Annotated in this window: 15 protein-coding genes; 10 read left to right on the top strand and 5 right to left on the bottom strand. The window is 72.6% G+C overall.

The window, feature by feature from the left end:
* Position 1: 1 nt before the first annotated feature.
* From MFF06_RS13790 to MFF06_RS13775, 4 genes are all read right to left on the bottom strand, one after another.
* Complete coding sequence (locus tag MFF06_RS13790; protein WP_238204750.1) at positions 2 to 1006, bottom strand: chlorophyllide a reductase iron protein subunit X; 1005 nt, start codon at positions 1004 to 1006, stop codon at positions 2 to 4.
* Positions 1003 to 1941, bottom strand: coding sequence for a chlorophyll synthesis pathway protein BchC (bchC, locus tag MFF06_RS13785; RefSeq protein WP_238204748.1), 939 nt, complete (start codon positions 1939 to 1941; stop codon positions 1003 to 1005). The genes MFF06_RS13790 and bchC overlap by 4 nt, the downstream gene beginning before the upstream one ends.
* A 97-nt stretch (positions 1942 to 2038) precedes the next feature.
* Positions 2039 to 3172 carry a methyltransferase gene (locus MFF06_RS13780; RefSeq protein ID WP_238205112.1) on the bottom strand — a complete coding sequence of 378 codons (1134 nt, stop codon included), beginning with the start codon at positions 3170 to 3172 and terminating at the stop codon, positions 2039 to 2041.
* A 14-nt stretch (positions 3173 to 3186) separates the two neighbouring features.
* Positions 3187 to 4056 (bottom strand): polyprenyl synthetase family protein, encoded by an 870-nt coding sequence (locus MFF06_RS13775; protein ID WP_238204746.1) that lies wholly within the window; start codon positions 4054 to 4056, stop codon positions 3187 to 3189.
* A gap of 100 nt (positions 4057 to 4156) precedes the next feature.
* Here MFF06_RS13775 and crtD point away from each other — a divergent pair, with 100 nt between their 5' ends.
* Together crtD and MFF06_RS13765 are read left to right on the top strand one after the other, a co-directional pair.
* On the top strand, positions 4157 to 5692 hold the full coding sequence (gene crtD, locus MFF06_RS13770) for a 1-hydroxycarotenoid 3,4-desaturase CrtD (RefSeq protein ID WP_238204744.1): 1536 nt from the start codon (positions 4157 to 4159) through the stop codon (positions 5690 to 5692).
* The gene (locus tag MFF06_RS13765) at positions 5689 to 6543 is read left to right on the top strand and encodes a carotenoid 1,2-hydratase family protein (protein ID WP_238204742.1); all 855 of its coding nucleotides are present in this window, start codon (positions 5689 to 5691) and stop codon (positions 6541 to 6543) included. Before crtD ends, MFF06_RS13765 begins: the two co-directional genes overlap by 4 nt.
* Here the strand turns inward: MFF06_RS13765 and MFF06_RS13760 are convergent.
* A complete protein-coding gene (locus MFF06_RS13760) occupies positions 6521 to 7771 on the bottom strand; it encodes a glycosyltransferase family 87 protein (protein WP_238204739.1) in 1251 nt (416 codons plus the stop codon). The genes MFF06_RS13765 and MFF06_RS13760 overlap by 23 nt on opposite strands.
* A gap of 265 nt (positions 7772 to 8036) precedes the next feature.
* Here MFF06_RS13760 and MFF06_RS13755 point away from each other — a divergent pair, with 265 nt between their 5' ends.
* The 8 genes from MFF06_RS13755 to MFF06_RS13720 all read left to right on the top strand — a co-directional run bounded on the left by MFF06_RS13755 (position 8037) and on the right by MFF06_RS13720 (position 19348).
* Positions 8037 to 9272, top strand: a complete 1236-nt coding sequence (locus MFF06_RS13755) for a glycosyltransferase family protein (protein WP_238204737.1) — start codon at positions 8037 to 8039, stop codon at positions 9270 to 9272.
* A 14-nt stretch (positions 9273 to 9286) separates the two neighbouring features.
* Positions 9287 to 10543 carry a glycosyltransferase gene (locus tag MFF06_RS13750; protein ID WP_238205111.1) on the top strand — a complete coding sequence of 419 codons (1257 nt, stop codon included), beginning with the start codon at positions 9287 to 9289 and terminating at the stop codon, positions 10541 to 10543.
* Positions 10540 to 12474, top strand: coding sequence for a glycosyltransferase (locus MFF06_RS13745; protein WP_238204735.1), 1935 nt, complete (start codon positions 10540 to 10542; stop codon positions 12472 to 12474). Before MFF06_RS13750 ends, MFF06_RS13745 begins: the two co-directional genes overlap by 4 nt.
* Complete coding sequence (locus MFF06_RS13740; RefSeq protein ID WP_238204733.1) at positions 12471 to 14312, top strand: ABC transporter ATP-binding protein; 1842 nt, start codon at positions 12471 to 12473, stop codon at positions 14310 to 14312. Before MFF06_RS13745 ends, MFF06_RS13740 begins: the two co-directional genes overlap by 4 nt.
* A complete protein-coding gene (locus MFF06_RS13735; protein ID WP_238204731.1) occupies positions 14312 to 15181 on the top strand; it encodes a hypothetical protein in 870 nt (289 codons plus the stop codon). The genes MFF06_RS13740 and MFF06_RS13735 overlap by 1 nt, the downstream gene beginning before the upstream one ends.
* 74 nt (positions 15182 to 15255) lie before the next feature.
* A complete protein-coding gene (locus MFF06_RS13730; protein WP_238204729.1) occupies positions 15256 to 17181 on the top strand; it encodes an ABC transporter substrate-binding protein in 1926 nt (641 codons plus the stop codon).
* A complete protein-coding gene (locus MFF06_RS13725; protein WP_238204727.1) occupies positions 17178 to 18194 on the top strand; it encodes an ABC transporter permease in 1017 nt (338 codons plus the stop codon). The genes MFF06_RS13730 and MFF06_RS13725 overlap by 4 nt, the downstream gene beginning before the upstream one ends.
* Positions 18191 to 19348, top strand: coding sequence for an ABC transporter permease (locus tag MFF06_RS13720; RefSeq protein WP_238204725.1), 1158 nt, complete (start codon positions 18191 to 18193; stop codon positions 19346 to 19348). Before MFF06_RS13725 ends, MFF06_RS13720 begins: the two co-directional genes overlap by 4 nt.
* Positions 19349 to 19391: the final 43 nt, after the last annotated feature.

The raw sequence follows: 19391 nt of genomic DNA, 5'->3' as shown, positions 1-19391 counted from the left end.
GTCAGACCTCGTCGTACACGACTTCGAGGGACGGCTTCGTGACCTGCACGGTGCCGCACATGTCCTCGAAGGTGGCGGGCACCAGCACCACGTCGCGGCCGGTGGTCTCGCTGGAGAACAGGCCGAGCAGCCCGTCCTGGGAGAGCGGCGTCGGCCGGTGCGGCACGGCGTCGGCCACGTTGGCGGCGAGACCGGCGAAGAGATCGCCCCAGCGGCCGTCCGGCTTGCCGATGATCTCGTAATTCGCGCTTTTCTTGCGGATGTCGTCGTCGGCCGGGATCGAGGCCAGAACCGGGATTCCAGCGGCGGCCGCGAAGGCCTGTGCCTCGCCGGTGCCGTCGTCCTTGTTGATGACGAGCCCGCCGACGCCGACGTTGCCGCCCATCTTGCGGAAATACTCCACCGCCGAGCAGACGTTGTTGGCGACATAGAGCGATTGCAGGTCGTTCGAGCCGACGACGATGACCTTCTGGCACATGTCACGGGCGATCGGCAGGCCGAAGCCGCCGCAGACCACGTCCCCGAGGAAGTCGAGCAGGACGAAGTCGAAGCCCCATTCGTGGAAGCCGAGCTTCTCCAGCAACTCGAAGCCGTGGATGATCCCGCGCCCGCCGCAGCCGCGCCCGACCTCGGGGCCGCCGAGTTCCATGGCGTAGACGCCGTCGCGCTTGAAGCAGACGTCGCCGATGGCGACCTGCTCGCCCGCGAGCTTCTTCTTCGTTGAGGTCTCGATGATCGTCGGGCAGGCCTTGCCGCCGAACAGGAGTGAGGTGGTGTCGCTCTTCGGGTCGCAGCCGATCAGCAGCACCTTCTTGCCCTGCTGGGCCATCATGTAGCTGAGGTTCGCCAGCGTGAACGATTTGCCGATGCCGCCCTTGCCGTAGATCGCGATGATCTGCGTCTCCTTCTTCACCGGAGCGGTGGAGACGGGATCGGGCTCGATGGCGGCCTCGGCCCGGAGGCGGGCGGCGTTCGCGAGGGCGGCCTTGTCGATCTGGACGTTCATGCAGCGTCCCTCCAATCCAGGACCATCTTGAGGCAGGCCGGATCGGCGAAGGCCGTCCGGTAAGCCTCCTCGGCCCGCGCGGCGGGCGCGCGGTGGGTGATCAGGCCGTCGAGGGACAATCGCCCGGCCGCGATCAGGCGGGTCGCCGTCGCGAGGTCGTCGGGCCGAAATTCGGCGGAGATGCGCAGGCGCGCCTCCCGCATGAAGGCCGCCGGGAAGGCGAAGGAGAGCGCCGCCTCGTAGAAACCGGCGAGCACGATCTCGCCGCCGGGGGCGAGGCGCGCGATCAACCCGTCGAGGCCCGACGAGTCGCCGCTGACATCGAGGATGCGGCCGTAGTCACGACGGGCGTCGTCGTCCGGCGCGGCGACCGCATATCCCTCGGCGCCCTGCCGGCGGGCGGGGTCGGTCTCCCACACGGTCGGCTCGGCGCCCATGGCGACGGCGACGCGGGCGAGGAGGCGGCCGAGCACGCCGTGCCCCACGATCAGGGGACGCTCGCCCTCCGTCAGCCCCTTCGCCGCCCGGCAGGCAGTGGCCGCCAGCGCGAGGAGGCAGGCGCGCTCGCCGAGCGAGCCATCGACGGGAAGGAGCTTGTCGGCGGGCGTGACGAGACGCGAGGCGGCGCCGCCGAACAGGCCGCGCACGGGGCCGAAGCAGCGGGCGCCGGGGACGAACACCCATTGGCCGGCGCGGACGGCGGAGCCGGCGGGGGCCTCCGCGACGCGCCCGACGGTCTCGTAGCCGGGCACCAGCGGGTAGCCCATTCCGGGGAAGGCGGGCATCCGGCCCGACCAGAGCAGGCGCTCGGTCCCGGTGCTGATCCCGCTCCAGGCCACGTCCACCACCGCATCCCCGGCACCCGCGTCGGACAGGGGAAGGCGCCGCAGCGCCAGTCCTTCCGGTCGTTCGAGGATGACGGCGAGAGCGTCCATGGCTGGAATTCCGCCCGACTCAGAGAGAGTTCTCTTAGGGGACTCTCGTAAGTGTCATTCTAGATGGACACTTTGGAACGTCAACAACGGATGACGGTCAGCTGCCGGTTTTGTGTGCGATGAGCACCCGGGCGAGCAGCGGACGGCGCGTCGGCCGCTCGCGCACGGTGTCGAAGCCCGCCTCGCGGGCCATCTGCGTCAACTCCTGCGCCGTGCGCGGGCGGCCGGAGCCCATCGCCATGAGGTAGAAGCCGAAATACGCGTCGCCGACCGGTTCGGCGCCCGGCGTTCCGGCCATGGGTTCGGCGAGGACGAGGCGGCCGCCCTGGGGCAGCGCCGTGTGGACCGCCCGAAGCAGGGCCTGGGCCGGGGCGTCGTCGTGATCGTGGACCACCCGGACCAGGGAGATCGTGTCGGCATCCTCCGGAAGCCCCTCGTGGAAGCTCCCGCCGAGGCAGGCGATTCGCCCGCCGAGGCCGATCCGGTCGAGCCGCGCCCGCGCCCGCTCGGCCACGGCCGGCAGATCGAAGAGGCTGAGGCGCGCCGTGGGCAGGCGCCCCGCTACCGCCTGGATAAAGGCCCCCTCGCCGCCCCCGGCATCCATCCAGTGCCGGACCTTCGACAGGTCGCAGGCGTCGAGGATGTCCTGCGCGATCATCGCCTGAGAGGTGCCCATCAGGGCGCCATAGGGCGCGGCCGTCCCGGCCTCGACCGGGCCGCCCTCGGCATAGGGCCAGTAGGAGGCGAGGTGCGTGTGGTCCGCCTCGCCGCGCAGCAGCGCCACGGGGTCGGCGAGGTCGGCGTAGAGCAGTGCGTGGTGCTCGACCATCGCCGCGATGCCCGGATTACCGAGCGTCGCCGCGCCGAGGTCGGCCAGGGCATAGCGCCCGTCCCGCAGGGTCCGGATGAGGCCGAGGGACGCGGCCGCCCGCAGCAGCGTCGGCGCCCGCTCGGGCGGCAAGGCGAGGCGGCGGGCCAGGACCTCGGAAGACAGCGGCCCCTCGGCCAGGATCTCGAACAGGCGCAGACGCAGGCAGGCCGCGAGGATCTGCGCGTAGACGAAGCCGGCGCAGAGGTCGAACAGCGTCCGGGCGTTCCGCTGCGCGATGCGCCGCGTCAGGGGAAAGCCTGCGGCCCAGCGCTGGAAGCGTGAGCTCGCCACGAGGCGGTTGCGCAGGGCGAGCCACCGCTCCGGCAGGGAGCGCGCCTCGCCCGGCGACGGGTCCGACAGGGCGGTGTCCCGGCTCAGGCCGACACCGGCCGCAGGCTCGCGGGCAGGAACAGCCGCGCCTGCGCCTCGATCTCGGCGGTGAGCCTCGCGGCTCCGGGGCAATCGGGGACGGCACCGATCGCCTCGCGGGTCAGCCGGGCGAGCCGGTCGAGGGCGCCGCCGGTGCCGAGCAGTGCCGCCGCATTCGGCCGGCCCAGGGTGGCGTCGCGCCCGGCGGGCTTGCCGATCTCCTCTTGGCGGCAGGCCACGTCGCGGAGGTCGTCGGCCACCTGATAGGCCTCGCCCAGCGCCTCGCCGAGATGCCGCCAGGGCTCCGCATCGGCGCCGGCCGCGGCGGCGCCCATGACGGTGGCGGCGGCGAACAGGGCGCCGGTCTTCGCCTGCTGGTAGGCGCTGAGATCAACGTGCGCTTCCGATTCCCAAGCCTGCCCCGCCGTGATGCCGGACGGCGAACCCGCCGACTTCGCGAGCAGGCCGACGAGGCGCGCGAGCCGCGCCGGATAGCGCCGCGTGCCCCGGGCCAGGGTCTCGAAGGCCAGGACGATGAGGGCGTCGCCCGTCAGAACCGCGATGGGCGCCCCGTAGGCGATGTGGACGGCGGGTTTCTGCCTCCGCGTCGGCGCGTCGTCGAAGCAGGGCAGGTCGTCGTGGACCAGGGACGCGCAGTGCAGGAGTTCGATCGCCGCCGCCGCCGCGTCCGCCAGCGCGGGGTCGTCCTCGCCGCAGGCACGGGCGATGGAGAGGCAGAGCCGGGGACGGATGCGGTGCCCACCGGGAAACACCGCATAGCGGATGGCCTCGGCTAGCAGCGGTGGCGCGCCGGGCGCCTCCGCATGGGCCACGGCCCGGTCCAGGGCCGACTCGATTCGGGTGCCGGGCTCCATAGTGCCCTCCCTGTCAAAGCGTGTTGTCAGCACTTTGTGTCACCTTTAATTGACACTTCAGAGGAATGAGATCAATCCCGATTGCGGGAGGTCCCACACCGTGACGGGAGTGCGTGTCGTCGTGATCGGAGCCGGGATCGGCGGCCTCGCCGCCGCCCTCCGGCTCGCGCGGGACGGTTTCTCCGTCACCGTGGCGGAGCGCGGCGAGGCGCCGGGCGGCAAGATGCGCTCCGTGCCTGTGGACGGAACGCGGATCGAGGCCGGCCCCACGGTCTTCACCATGCGGTGGGTCTTCGACGAGTTGCTGGCCGAGTGCGGCGCGCGGCTGGGGGAGCGCGTCGAGCTTTCCGCCGCCGGGCTGCTGGCCCGCCACGCCTGGAGCCGCGACGAGCGCCTCGACCTCTTCGCCGACATCGACCGGTCGGCCGAGGCGGTGGCGGCCTTCGCGGGCGCCCGCGAGGCCGAGGGCTACCGCCGGTTCTGCGCCCGCTCGGCGGAGGTCTACCGCACGCTGGAGGGCAGCTTCATCCGCGCGGGCCAGACCAACCCGGCGGGCCTCGCCAAGCGGGTCGGGCTCTCGGGCATCGGCGACCTCTGGCGCATCCAGCCCTTCGCGACGCTTTGGTCGGCGCTCGGGGAGTACTTCCGCGATCCGCGCCTGATGCAGCTCTTCGGCCGCTACGCCACCTATTGCGGCGCCTCGCCTTTCACGGCGCCCGCCACCCTGATGCTGGTCGCCCATGTGGAGCAAGCGGGCGTCTGGACGGTGAAGGGCGGCTTGAGCGCCCTGGCCGCCGCCCTGGCCGACCTCGCCGTCGAGCGCGGCGTCGAGTTCCGCTACGGCGCCCATGTGGAGGAGATCGAGGTCGCCTCCAGCAGGGTCACGGGGGTGAAGCTGGCGCGCGGCGAGCGTCTCCCGGCGGAGGTCGTCGTCTGCAACGGCGACGTCTCGGCCCTCGGGGCGGGGCTCCTCGGCCGTGGGGCGGCGCCGGCCGGCGACCGGATCGGGCAATCGGAACGCTCGCTCTCGGCGGTGACGTTCTGCCTGCGGGCCGAGGCCCAGGGCTTTCCGCTCGCCCACCACACGGTGTTCTTCTCCCGCGACTACCGGACGGAGTTCGATGCCATCCTCCGGGACCGGCGCCTGCCGCCCGACCCGACCGTCTACGTCTGCGCGCAGGACCGCGCCGCCGAAGGCGGCGATCCGGCCGGGCCGGAGCGGCTGCTCCTCCTCGTCAACGCCCCGGCCGATGGGGCGGACCGTCCCCTTCCTTCCACGGAGATCGCGCGATGCGAAACGACCCTGAGAGCGCGGCTCCAGGCCTGCGGGCTGTCCCTGGCACGGGAATCGGCGATCACCACCACGACGCCGTCGGATTTCGCGGCGCTGTTCCCGGGGAGCGCGGGGGCGCTCTACGGACGGGCGCCGCAGGGCTGGACGGCGACGTTCAAGCGGCCGGGGGCGCGCACGAAGGTGCGGGGGCTCTACCTCGCGGGGGGCTCGGTCCATCCGGGGCCGGGCGTGCCGATGGCGGCGCAATCGGGGAGGCTCGCGGCGGAAGCGATCCTCGCCGACCTCGGTTCGACGGTGCCGTTGCCCGGGGCGGCTACGCGTGGTGGTATGTCGATGCGGTGAGCGACGACGGGGCCCACGGGCTCACGATCATCGCCTTCATCGGCAGCGTCTTCTCGCCCTATTACGGCTGGAGCCGCGCGCAGGACCCCTTCGACCACTGCGCCATGAACGTGGTGCTCTACGGCCGCCCCGGCCGCTTCGCCATGACGGAGCGCAAGGCCGGGAGCCTGTCGCGCAGCCAGGACCACATCGCCATCGGCCCGAGTTCCATGCACTGGGACGGGACCGAACTGACGGTCCGCATCGACGAGCGCGGCGCGCCCGTGCCCCGGCCGATCCGCGGCACGATCCGCCTGCGGCCGTCGGGCATCACGGCGGGCCCCTTCCATCTCGACGCGGGCGAGCGGCACCGCTGGTGGCCGATGGCGCCCGCCTCCCGGGTGGAGGTCGCGCTGACCGAGCCGGGCCTGTCGTGGCAGGGCAGCGGGTACTTCGACACCAACGACGGCGACGAGCCCCTGAGCGACGCCTTCACCTCCTGGACGTGGTGCCGGGCCGAACTGCCGGACGGGGCGGCGATCCTCTACGACGTGAACCATCGCAACGGCGGCGGGCGCAGCCTCTCCCTCCGGTTCGGCTTCGACGGCGCGCGGCGGGACATCCGTCCGCCGCTTCCCGCCGCCCTGCCGCCCACCGGGTTTTGGCGGATGCCCCGCGCGACCCGCAGCGACGACGGGCGCTCGCGGGTGCTCCAGACCTTCGAGGACACGCCGTTCTATTCGCGCTCGCTGCTGGCCTCGACGCTGGCGGGTGAACCGGTGCGGGCCGTACACGAAAGCCTGTCCCTCGGCCGGTTCCGCAATCCGTTGGTGCAGCTGATGCTGCCCTTCAAGATGCCGCGACCGCTGTAATCCGGCGGTCGGCCCGCCACCAGACGCAGGCGAGCGTCCCGAGGGCGAGGGCGAGCCCGAAGGAGAACCCCGTCGCCCCCGCGCCCACCCGGATCAGGGCGGCCAGGGGGCTGAGGGCGAGGAGCGCCCGCTCGTGCCGGGCGAGTCCGCCCGCCCGGTTCGCGGCGAGGACGAGGAACAGCGTCGCCGGGATCAGCGGCGCGAGGTCGTAGACCGGGACGTAGGGCGAGAGCAGCGGCGCGGCGGCGAGGAAGGCCGCCGCGCGGAGTTCCGGGGAAGCGGGACGGAGCCACGTCCGGCCCACGAGGGCGAGGGCGAGCACCGCCACCGCGGCCTGCGCCGCCCAGGCCGCCGCCATCGGGCCGCCCGCGAGCCGCACGGCCCCGAAGGCGCTGGCGTTAAGGTCGAGCCCGGCGGCCGCGTTCTGCAGGATGATGCGGTTGGTATCGCCGAGGGTGCGCACGAATCCGAGCCAGGGCTCGACCCCGAACAGGGCGAGGGAGGCGAGGCAGGAGAGGGATGCCGTGGCGAGGCAGGAGGCGAGCGCCGTCCTGCGGCCGGTGAGCAGCAGCAGCAGGGGCGCCAGCACCGCGAAATGCGGCTTGAAGGCGAGGAGCCCGAAGAACAGGCCCGCCGCGACGGGCCGCCTGTCGAGGCAGACGAGGCCCAGCGTCATCAGCCCGGCGGTGAAGAGGCCGTTCTGCCCGTAGGACAGGTTGCAGAACACCAGGGGGTGGGCGAAGGCGATGAAGGCCGCGTCCCAGCGCCCCCCCGCGAGGCGCATGGCCCACAGGAACAGCGCGGCGGAGAGGACGCACCAGAGGAGGTAGCCCACCTGGGGGTCGAGGAGTGCCATCGCCGCCGAGGGCAGCAGGAAGACCGGCGGGTAATGCCACGCGAAGCGGCACTCGGGGCCGAACGCCGCCTTCAGGTTGTCGAGGTGCTTGGCGAGGTCGTAGGGCTCGGCCGCCCTCCCCTCCAGGGCGGCACGGCCGGCCACCCAGACCTGCGTGAAGTCGTTGCCGAGGAAGTCGCCGTACCAGTTTCGCCGGGGCTCCGGCCCAGTGCCGAAAAGAACGACGACGATCCCGACGATCAACGGCACGAGCACCCAGGCGGCCCGGCGGCCGAAGGCCAGGAGGCGGGCATCGCTGCCGAAGAGGTCCGCGAGATCCGCCCGCAGGGCATCGAGGCGGCCCGGCGCGAGGCGCGTGTCGGAGGCGATCATGGGGCCCTGGCGCTGATCGAGGCGAGGTGAGCCTAGGTGGGAAGGGTTTGGGCGCCGTTAACGCTCACGGATCGTCTCCGCCGGACTTGTGCGGTGCGGTCGCGGCTGCGATGCTCCCGCCCTGTGCGCGCGAAGGCGAGCCCGGCCGGGCTCGTGCCGCGGGGGCGTCACCGGGCAGGGGAATGCGGTCATCGTCCTTTCAAGCCCGTGCCGTAGGCCGGCCGACCGATGCGCGGGCGACGGCTCCCGCCGGCGGGAGACTCGCGTGACCACGCCCGAGGACGAGACCTCCGCTCTGCGCGTCCTGATCTACAGCCACGACACCTTCGGGCTGGGCCACCTGCGCCGCTCGCGGGCCATCGCCCACGCCATCGTCGCGGGCTGCCCCGGCGCGCGGGCGGTGATCGTCTCGGGCTCGCCCGTGGCCGACCGGTACGCCTTCGTCCGGGGCGTGCGGACCGTGCGCCTACCCCCCGTGAACAAGCTGGCGGACGGCAGCTACGTCAGCGGCGGGCAAACCTCCCTCACCGACACCGTCGCGGAGCGCAAGGCCGCGCTCCTGCGGACGGCGGAGACCTTCCGGCCACATGTGATGATCGTCGACAAGGAGCCGGCGGGATTCCACGGCGAGATGCTGCCGCTCCTCGAACGGGAGTCGGCGCGGGGCACCAAGCTAGTGCTCGGCCTGCGCGACGTCTTGGACGAGGCCGAGCGCCTCGCGCCGGAATGGGAGCGCAAGGGCGCCGTCGAGGCCATGGACCGGTTCTACGACGAGATCTGGGTCTACGGCCTCGACCGGATCCACGAGCCCCTGTCCGGCCTCCCCCTCCCGCCGGAGGTCGCGGACAGGATCGGCGGGCGCCTGACCTACACCGGCTATCTCCGGCGGGGACTGCCGCAGGCGAGGGCCGGGCGGCGGGAGCCGTCCATCGCCACCGGCCCGTTCCTCCTGGCCACGCCAGGCGGCGGAGGCGACGGCGCCGGGCTGATCGATTGGGTGATTGCGGCCTACGAGGCCGACCCGGCCCTCCCGCTCCCCTGTCTGGTCGCCTTCGGGCCGTTCCTCGACGCGGGCCTGCGCGCAGGGTTCGACGCCCGCATCGCCGCCCTGCCGGGGCGGATCGCGGCCATCACCTTCGACAGCGAGATCGAGTTCCTGATGTGCAAGGCGGCGGGCGTCGTCGCCATGGGCGGGTACAACACCTTCTGTGAGATCCTGTCCTTCGACCGGCCCGCCATCCTCGTGCCGCGCACGGAGCCCCGGCGGGAGCAGGCGATCCGGGCCCTCGCCGCCGAACGCCTCGGCCTCGTCCGGGTCCTGATGGAGGAGGACGGGCGCGCGCCGGCGCGGATGGCGGCGGCCCTGCGCGCCCTGCCCTCCCAGCCGGAACCGTCGCGCGTGGTCGTGCCGGGCCTCCTCGACGGGCTCGACACAGTGGTGGACCGGGTGCGCGCGCTCGCACCGTGCCGGGACGCCGTGCCGATCCGGGCCTGCTCGTGAGCGCTCCCCGGATCGTGGACGATCCTCGGATCGCGGTGGTGCTGAAGGGCTACCCGCGCCTGTCGGAAACCTTCATCGCCCAGGAAATCCTGGCCCTGGAGCGCCGTGGCCTGTCCCTCGACATCTGGTCGCTGAGGCGGCCGACGGACCGGTTCCGGCACCCGATGCACGAGGCGATCGCGGCGCCGGTCGCCTACCTGCCGGAATACCTGCGCGACGATCCCTGGCGGGTCCTGCGTGCCGCGCTGCGGGCGTCGCGCAGGCCGGCCTTTTGGGCGGTGCTCCGCCTCTTCCTGCGCGACCTCCGCCGCGACCCGACCGCCTCCCGCCTGCGCCGCCTAGGGCAGGCCCTCGTTCTCGCGGACGAGATCACCCCCGCGACCACGCATCTCCACGTTCACTTCCTCCACACACCGGGCAGCGTCGTCCGCTACGCGGCCCGTCTCGCGGGGCTGAGCTGGAGCTTCTCGGCCCATGCCAAGGACATCTGGACGACGCCCGATTGGGAGCTCGTCGAGAAGCTCGCCGAGGCGGCCTGGGGCGTGACCTGCACCCGCGACGGCCTCGCCCGCCTCGACGCCCTGGCGCCCGGCCGGACGCGGCTCGCCTATCACGGGCTGGACCTCACGCGCTTCCCGCCGCCGCCGGAGTGGCGCGAGCCCCGCGACGGTGTGAATCCCGACGCGCCGCTGCGGCTCCTCTGCGTCGGACGCCTCGTCGCCAAGAAGGGGCACGACGACCTCTTCGCGGCGCTGAAGGCCCTGCCCCCGGACCTTCACTGGCGTCTCGACCTGATCGGCGGCGGCGAGTTGCGGGCCGGGCTGGAGGCGCTCGCCTCCGAACTCGGCATCGCCGACCGGTTGCTGTTCCGGGGCGCCCTGCCGCAGCCGACCATCATCGCCGCCATGCGGGAGGCCGACCTGTTCGTGCTGCCGACGAAGCCTGCGCCGGGCGGCGACCGCGACGGGCTGCCCAACGTGCTGATGGAGGCGGCGAGCCAGGAGCTTCCGATCCTCGCGACGGCCTTCGGCGGGACGCCCGAGTTCCTCGCCGACGACGTCCACGCCCTCCTCGTCCCGCCCGGCGCCCCCGATGCCCTGGCGCAGGCGCTGTCGCGGCTCGCGGCCGACCCGTCCCTGCGGCGGCGCCTCGGCCGCGCCGCCCGCTGGCGGCTGGTGCAGGACTTCTCCGAGGATGCGGGCATCGCCCTGATCGGCGGGGCGCTGGCGCGGAGCGCCGGGGCCGCGTCCGGCCCGGAGGCGGCGGCATGAGGATCCTCGTCGCCGTCACCCATCTCCTCGGGGCGGGCCACCTCACCCGCGCGGCGGCCCTCGCCCGCGCCTTCGCCGCCGCCGGCCACGAGACCGTTCTGGTCTCGGGCGGGATGCCCTCGCCGCTGGTCCGCCCCGGCGGGGCCCGGCTGGTCCAGTTGCCGCCCGTGCGCAGCGCGGGATTCGATTTCGGGCGCCTCGTCGGCAAGGACGGCAATCCCGCCGACACCGCGCTGCTCGCCGCCCGCCAGAGCGCGCTCCTCGATGCGCTGGAGCGCGCGAGGCCGGACGTGGTGGTGAGCGAACTCTTCCCCTTCGGACGCCGGATCCTGGCGGACGAGTTCATGGCCCTGGTGACGGCCGCCCGCGCCCGGCCGGAGAGCCCGCTGATCCTCGCCTCGGTGCGCGACATCCTCGTGCCGCCCGACCGGCCCGCCAAGGTGGCGGACGCCCACGCCCGGATCGCCGCGCTCTACGACGCGGTGCTGGTCCACGGCGACCCGGCCTTCATGCCCCTCGGCGCCTCCTGGCCCGTCGATGCCGCGCTGGCGCCCGCGTTGCGCTACACCGGCTACGTCGATGAGGGCGATCCGGTGCGCCCGGCGCGGCACCGGGAGGGCATCCTCGTCGCCGCCGGATCGAGCAGCGCCGGGCTCGGCCTGTTCCGCGCCGCCATCGGCGCCGCCCGGCGGCGTCCCGACCTCGGCTGGCGCCTCCTCGTCGGCCACGGCGTGCCGGAGGCGGAACTGGCCGACCTGTCGAAGGGGCTGGCCCCCGGCACGGTGATGCGGGCGCGGCCCGATTATCGCGCGCTGATGGCGCAGTCCGCCGTCTCGGTCAGCCAGTGCGGCTACAACACCGCCGTCGATCTCCTGGCGACCGGCACGCCCGCCGTGCTCGTGCCCTTCGAGGCCGGGCGGGAGACCGAGCAGCGCCTGCGGGCGGAGGGGCTCGCCGCCCTTGGCCTCGCCCGGATCCTGGGAGAGGCGGAGCTGTCACCGGAAGCCCTCATCGCGGCCGTCCACGACGCCGCCCGGCCCCCCGGCGGGGGCGCCGCCCAGCGCACCATCGCCCTCGACGGCAGCGCCCGCACCGTGGACATCGTGGAGGAGATGGTGGCGTCGCGCCGCCCCCGGCCGCGCCCGGACCCCGTCGCGGGGCTGCGGGACGCCCTCGACCGGGCGGCGGCGCGGGGCCGCCGCATGCCCGTCTGGTGGCGCGACGACGACGCCGTCGCCGCGACCCCAGCCCTCGACCGGCTCCTCGCCCTCGCGAAGGGAGCGCCCCTCCTGATCGCGGCGATCACCGGCCGCACGGAGTCCTCGCTGCGCGAGCGGCTGACCGACGCTCCCGGCGTCAGCCTCGCGGTCCACGGCCTCGCCCACGCCAACCATGCGCCGCCCGGCGACAAGGCGGCCGAGTTCGGCCCCCATCGCCCCCTCGCCGCCCAGCGCGACGACGCGGCGCGCGCCCTGGCCCTCGCCCGCGAGCGCTTGGCCCTGCCGGGCCTCCTGCCGGTCTTCGTGCCGCCGTGGAACCGGGTGTCGGACGACCTCGCGCGGGCGCTGCCCGGCCTCGGCTATCGCGGCCTCTCGGCGGCGGGCGGACCGGCCATCGACGGGCTCGTCCGCGCCGACGCGCCCTGGGACGTGATCGACTGGCGCGGCACCCGCTCGCTCCGCGACCCCGGCGCGCTCCTCGCCACGGCGATCGCCCACGCCGAGGGCGAAAGCGCGGTCCCGCTCGGGCTCCTTACCCATCACCTCGCCCATGACGAAGCGGTCTGGGATTTCCTCGAAAGGCTGATCCCCCTGCTCGCCGCGCATCCGGCGGTGCGGTTTCACGATCCCCGCGACCTGTTCGGCGGAACGGTGGACGTGCGGGCGCGCCAACCTATCTCCCCCCTCCACGAACGCCCGAGGGCCGTGTGAGCGCGCTCCTGTCGATCCGCGACCTTGCCGTCGCCTTCCGCACCGAAGCGGGCCGGTTCGAGGCCCTGCACGGCCTGTCCCTCGACATCCCCCGCGGCCGGACCCTGGCGCTGGTGGGCGAATCCGGCTCCGGCAAGTCGGTGACGGCGCAGGCCATCCTGCGCATCCTGCCCCGGTCGGCGGAGATCACCCGCGGACAGATGCTGTTCGGCGCCGACGGCGAAACCGTCGACCTCGCCCGCCTGCCCGAGGAAGGCCCGGCGATCCAGGCGATCCGGGGCCGGAAGATCGCGATGATCTTCCAGGAGCCCATGACCTGCCTCTCGCCCCTCCACACGGTGGGCGACCAGATCGGCGAGGCCCTGCGCATCCATACCGGCGCCGACCGGCGCGAGAGCGACGCCCGGACCGAGGAAGCGCTGGCGCGCGTCGGCTTCCCCGATCCGAAGCGGGCGCTCAAGACCTACCCGTTCGAGCTGTCCGGCGGCCTGCGCCAGCGGGCGATGATCGCCATGGCCCTGATCCTGAAGCCCGCCCTCCTCGTCGCCGACGAGCCGACCACCGCCCTCGACGTGACGACCCAGGCGCAGATCCTCGCCCTGCTCAACCGGTTGCAGGACGAGACCGGCATGGCGATCCTGCTCATCACCCACGACCTCGGCGTCGTCGCCAACATCGCCCACGAGGTCGCCGTGCTCTACCGGGGTCGGCTCGTGGAGGCTGGCCCGAAAGACGTGGTGATGCGCCACCCCGGTCATCCCTACCTCAAGGCCCTGATCGAGGCGGTGCCGCGCTTCGACATGGCGCCCGGCGAGCGCCTGACGCCGATCCGCCCGGCGAAGGCCGAGATCCCGCCGCAGCGGGAGGCGCCGCGCCTCGCCGGGCCGATCCTCGCCGTCGAGGGCGTGAGCAAGACCTTCACGCTGCGCGCCGGGCGCCTCTTCGCCAAGCCCCGTACGGTGCGGGCGGTGGCGGACGTGTCGCTGCGCCTCGAAGGCGGACGGACGCTGGGCCTCGTCGGCGAATCGGGCTCGGGCAAGACCACTGTCTCGAAGATGGTCATGCGGGCGCTGGCCCCCGATGCGGGCCGCATCCTGTTCGACGGCGGCGCCGGCCCGCAGGATGTCCACGCCTTCTCCGGCGAGGCACTGTTCGCCTACCGCCGCACGGTGCAGTTCGTCTTCCAGGACCCCTACGCCTCCCTCGATCCCCGCATGACCGTGCGGCAGATCCTGTCGGAGCCGATGGAGATCCACGGCGTGGCGCACGAGGAGCGCCGCCGCCGCTGCCGCGAGCTGATGGCGATGGTCGGGCTGGAGGCGGGCGCCCTGTCCCGCTATCCGCACGCCTTCTCCGGCGGCCAGCGCCAGCGCATCGGCATCGCCCGCGCCCTGGCGCTGGAGCCCCGCCTCCTCGTGCTCGACGAGCCGGTCTCGGCGCTGGACGTCTCGGTCCAGGCGCAGATCCTCAACCTGTTGAAGGATCTGCAGACGGCGCTCGGCCTGTCCTACCTCATCGTGTCCCACAACCTCGCGGTGATCGACTACATGGCGGATACGATCAGCGTGATGTGCCGGGGCCGGATCGTGGAGGAGGCGCCCCGGGCCGCCCTGTTCCGGCACCCGGTCCATCCCTACACGCGGGCGCTCCTCGCCGCCGTGCCCGACCCTAGCCTCGACCACCCCCTCGACATGGCGGCGGTGACGGGCGAGGCGTCCGATCCCTCCCGCTGGGAGGCGCCTTTCCGCCTCGCCCCCGACGAGACCGGCGCGATGGTGGAGATCGAGGGGGGGCATTGGGTCCGCCACACGGCGGCCGACGCCCGGAGGGCCGCCTGATGCAGCCGCGCCCGCCCGTCGTCCTCGAACGCTTGCGCCGGAAGGTGCTCGGGCCGCTCTTCGACCGTCTCGGCTACGATCTCGTCCCCGCCGCGCCGGACTGGACCCACCGCCCGACCTCCCCGCGCGAGGTGGCCCGCCTCCTCGACGCGGCGGCGGACAGCCTCTCGGCCGACCTCGCGGCGAGCGGGCTGACACCGGACGCGGACATCCGCGCGCTCACCGAGACCTTCTGGCACCTGATTCCCACCGCGCCCGTGCGCCAGCGCCGGGGCGGCAGCGGCTTCAACGGCGCGCTGCAACTCTACGTTGCGATGCGGGTGCTGAAGCCGCGTTTCGTGATCGAGTCCGGCGTGTTCCGCGGCCTCACGACCTGGATCATCCGGCAGGCGTGTCCCGAGGCGGCGATCTTCTGCCACGACCCGGACCTGTCCGGCCTGCAATACCGCGACGCCCGCGCCCGCTACAGCCGGGAGGACTGGTCGCGGGCCGACTGGTCGAGGCTCGATCCCGCCGCGACGGTGGCCTTCTTCGACGACCACGTCTCCCAGGCCCGGCGCGTGGTGGAGGCGCACGGGCGCGGGATCACGCGGCTGCTGTTCGACGACGACGTGCCCGCCCACCGCATCCATTCCCACGGCGGTCCGGCTCATCCGACCATCGCGATGATCACATCCCTCGACGGCGACCCCGAGCCGATCCGCTGGACCCGCAACGGCCGCCCCTTCGAGCAGCCCGCCGGCGACGAACTGGCCCGGCGGGCTGCCTCGCTCATCGCCCGCTCGCACCCCTTCGACGACCTGCACCGCGCCACCGGCTACTCGCCGGCCCGGCTGACCTACGTGGCGTTGCAGGAGGGTGGGCCGTGACGGACAAGGAGCGCGACCTGCCCTCCTCCCCCTTGTGGAGAGGAGCCGGAGGTGGGGGTGATTCAGGATGGGGCGTGGCGGTGCCTCCTGCACCACCCCTACCCATCCCCACACGGGTGAGGGAGGCGACCGTCATCTCCCGCCGCGCGCTCCTGGCGGCCCTCGCGGCCACGCCTCTCCTCCCCCGCCGGGCGCTCGCCGAGGACGCCCCCGCGCCGCCGACCACGCCCTTCGTCGCCGACCTCGCCGCCCACGGGCGCCGCGTCGGCAAGGCCGGAGGGACGATCCGCACGCTGATCGCGAAGGCGCGGGACGTGCGCTACCTCTCCGTCTACGGGTACACCCGCCTCGTCGGCTACGACGCCTCCCTCGCCCTGCAGGCCGACGTGCTGGAGCGCTACGAGGTCGAGGGCGGGCGCTTCACCTTCACCCTGCGAGAGGGACACCGCTGGTCGGACGGGCATCCTTTCACCAGCGAGGATTTCCGCTACTGGTGGGAGGACGTCGCCAACCAGAAGGAGCTGAGCCCCGAGGGGCCGCCGATGTTCCTGCTGGTGGACGGCAAGCCGCCCAGGGTCGAGTTCCCCGACGCGCGCACGATCCGCTACAGCTGGGACCGCCCGAACCCGATGTTCCTGCCGGCGCTCGCCGCCCCCCGCGATCCGCTGATCTATCGGCCGGCGCATTACCTGAAGCCGTACCATCCCCGCTACGTCGGCAAGGAGGCCGCCGAGGCCAAGGCGAAGGCCGCCAAGGTCCGCAGCTGGGCGGCCCTGCACAACAAGCTCGACGACAACTACGAGCTGATGAACCCCGATTGCCCGACCCTCCAGGGCTGGGTTCCCAGAACCCGCTCCCCGGCGACGCGCTTCGCCTTCGAGCGCAACCACTCCTACCACCGCGTCGACACGGCCGGGACGCAGCTGCCCTACATCGACCGCATCGTCATGGACGTGGCCTCGACCGGGCTCCTCGTGGCCAAGACCAACGCGGGCGAGGCCGACCTGATGTTCCGGGGACTGACCATGCCGGACATCCCGAGCCTCAAGGAGGGCGAGAAGGTCCACCACTACCGCACCAACCTCTGGCCGCTGGGCCGCGGGTCGGAGGTGGCCCTCTACCCGAACCTGACGACGCTGGACCCCGCGTGGCGCGTCCTTAACCGGGACATCCGGTTCCGTCACGCGCTGTCCAGGGCGATCGACCGGCGCACCCTCAACAACACGCTGCTCTTCGGGCTCGGCGCGGAGGGCAACAACACGATCCTGCCCGAGAGCCCCCTGTTCGCCCCCGAGTACCGCACCCTCAACGCCGCCTACGATCTCGCGGAAGCGTCCCGCCTCCTCGACGCCATCGGGCTCACCAACCGTGACGGCTCGGGCATCCGCCTGATGGCCGACGGGCGACCCCTGGAGATCGTGGTGGAGAGCGACGGCGAGGCGGGTGAGATCCTCGACGCGCTGACCCTCATCGGCGAGTTCTGGCGGGAGGTCGGCATCCGCCTCGTCACCAAGCCGCAGGAGCGCACCAACCTGGGGCGCCGCTCACTGGCGGGGCTGACGGTGATGGTGGCCGCGCAGGGGCTCGACCTCGCGGTGCCCACCGCGATCATGCCGCCGACGGGCCTGAGCCCGGCCCAGCCGGACCATTATTCCTGGCCGCGCTGGTCCATGAACGCCACGAGCCGCGGCAAGAGCGGTGAGCCCTGCGACATGCCGGAGGCGCAGCGCCTCCTCGACCTCGACCGAGAGTGGCGCGCGACGGACGATGCCGCCCGACAGGGCGAGATCTGGCGCGAGATGCTGATGAACCACGCCCGCAACACCTGGACCATCGGCACCGTGGCGGGCGCGCTGCAGCCGGTCGTCGCCGCCGACCGGCTCGTCAATCTTCCCGTCCGCGCCCTCTATTCCTGGGAACCCACGGCGATGATCGGCGTCCAGCGCCTCGACGAACTCTTCTGGGGCGAGGCGCCCGAAGCCCGGGCGGAGGCCCGATGATCCCCGCGATCCTCCGGCGCGTGCTGACGATGGCGGTGACGCTGCTCGTCATCTCCGCCCTGGTCTTCTTCGTCATCAAGCTGCCGCCGGGCGACTACCTGACCAACCGGATCATGGAACTGCGCGCCACGGGCGATGCGGGCTCCATCGCCAAGGCCGAGTTGCTGATCCGCCAATACGGGATCGACCGGCCGGTCTGGCAGCAATACCTGATGTGGGTCGGGCTGATGCCTGGGCCGGGGGGCTTCTCCGGCCTGCTCCAGGGCGATTGGGGCTGGTCCTTCGAGTACGACAAGCCGGTGGCCGACGTGGTCGGCGACGCCCTATGGCTGACGTTGCTCGTCAACCTCACGGCGGTGATCTTCGTCCACCTCGTGGCCATCCCGGCGGCGATCTACTCCGCCACCCACCGGCACACGGCAGGCGACGCGGTGGTGACCCTGCTCGGCTATGTCGGCCTCGCCGTGCCGGGCTTCCTGCTGGCGCTGATCCTGCTCTTCTACGCCAACCGCTGGTTCGGCCTCTCCATCGGCGGGCTCTACGAATCGAGCCTCACCAACCGGCCCTGGGACGGGGAGAAGATCCGCTCCCTGCTGGCCCACCTCGTTGTGCCGACGCTTGTGATCGGGCTCGGCGGCACCGCCGCGATGATTCGCCGGATGCGGGCGAACCTCCTCGACGAGTTGGCCAAGCCCTACACCGTCACCGCCCGCGCCAAGGGCCTGCCGCCGACCCGCGCCCTGCTAAAATACCCGTTCCGGATGTCCCTGAACCCCTTCGTGGCGGATATCGGCAACCTGTTGCCGCACCTCGTCTCGGGCTCGGTGCTGGTCTCGCTGGTGCTGAGCCTGCCGACGGTCGGCCCGCTGCTGCTGGAGGCCCTGCGCAACCAGGACCAGTTCATGGCGGGCTTCATCCTGATGTTCGTCGCCTCCCTGACCGTCGTCGGGATGCTGATCTCCGATCTCACCTTGGTCTGGCTTGATCCGCGCATCCGCATGGGCCTGCGATGAACCGCCCGGCCTTCGAAACGGGCGAACCGCGCCACTTCGTCGATCCCTCGCCCTTCGTGCCGGACGAGGTGAGGGACACCCCCGCCGGCTCCGCCTCGGCGTGGCGCCTCATCGGCCGGAAGTTCCTGAAGCATCGCCTCGCCACGGTCTTCGCGGCGATTCTCCTCGGCCTCTACGCCCTCATCCCCTTCGTTGAGATGATCGCCCCCTACGGACAGGCGCGGCGCGACGGCGACTTCCTCTACGCCCCGCCGCAGGGCGTCCACCTGTTCCACGAGGGGCGTTTCGCCGGTCTCTTCGTCTATCCGTACAAGTCGCACCTCGACATGGACACGTTCCGGCGGGACTACCGGAGCGACACCGGCGCCCCGCAGCCCCTGCGCTTCCTGTGCCGGGGCGACGGTTACGACTGGATGGGTCTCATCCATTCCGACATCCACCTCGTCTGTCCGCCGGAGGGCGGCACGCTGTTCCTCCTCGGAACCGACCGGCTGGGCCGGGACCTGTTCTCGCGGATCGTCTACGGCACGCGCATCTCCCTCACGATCGGGCTCGTGGGGGTGGCGATCTCCTTCGTGCTGGGGATGCTCTTCGGCGGCATCGCCGGCTATTTCGGCGGCTGGGCGGACGCCGCCGTGCAGCGCCTGATCGAACTGGTCCGCTCGATTCCAGAGTTGCCCCTGTGGCTCGCCCTGTCGGCCGCCCTGCCGCCGAACTGGAGCCCGTTGCTGATCTTCTTCGGGATCACGGTGATCCTCGGCCTCCTCGACTGGCCCGGGCTGGCGCGGGCGGTGCGCGGCAAGCTGCTCGCCCTGCGCGAGGAGGATTTCGTCCAGGCGGCCGAACTGATGGGGGCCTCGCCGTCCCGTCTGATCGCCCGCCACCTGATCCCCAACTTCATGAGCCACCTGATCGCCTCGGCGACCCTGTCGATCCCGACGATGATCCTCGGCGAGACCGCCCTCTCCTTCCTCGGCCTCGGCCTGCGCCCGCCCGTGACGAGTTGGGGCGTGCTCCTCAACGACGCGCAGAATCTCGCAGCCGTGCAGCTCTATCCCTGGCTGCTCCTGCCGGTTGTGCCTGTGCTCGTGACGGTGCTGGCCTTCAACTTCGTCGGCGACGGTCTGCGGGACGCGGCGGACCCGTATCACTGAAGCGAGTAGCGAGTCTGACATTGCTGGGCATGTGAACCCCAAA

Source organism: Methylobacterium aerolatum (assembly GCF_022179085.1).
Lineage (GTDB): Bacteria > Pseudomonadota > Alphaproteobacteria > Rhizobiales > Beijerinckiaceae > Methylobacterium > Methylobacterium aerolatum.
This window is presented reverse-complemented; position numbering and strand designations above follow the sequence as displayed.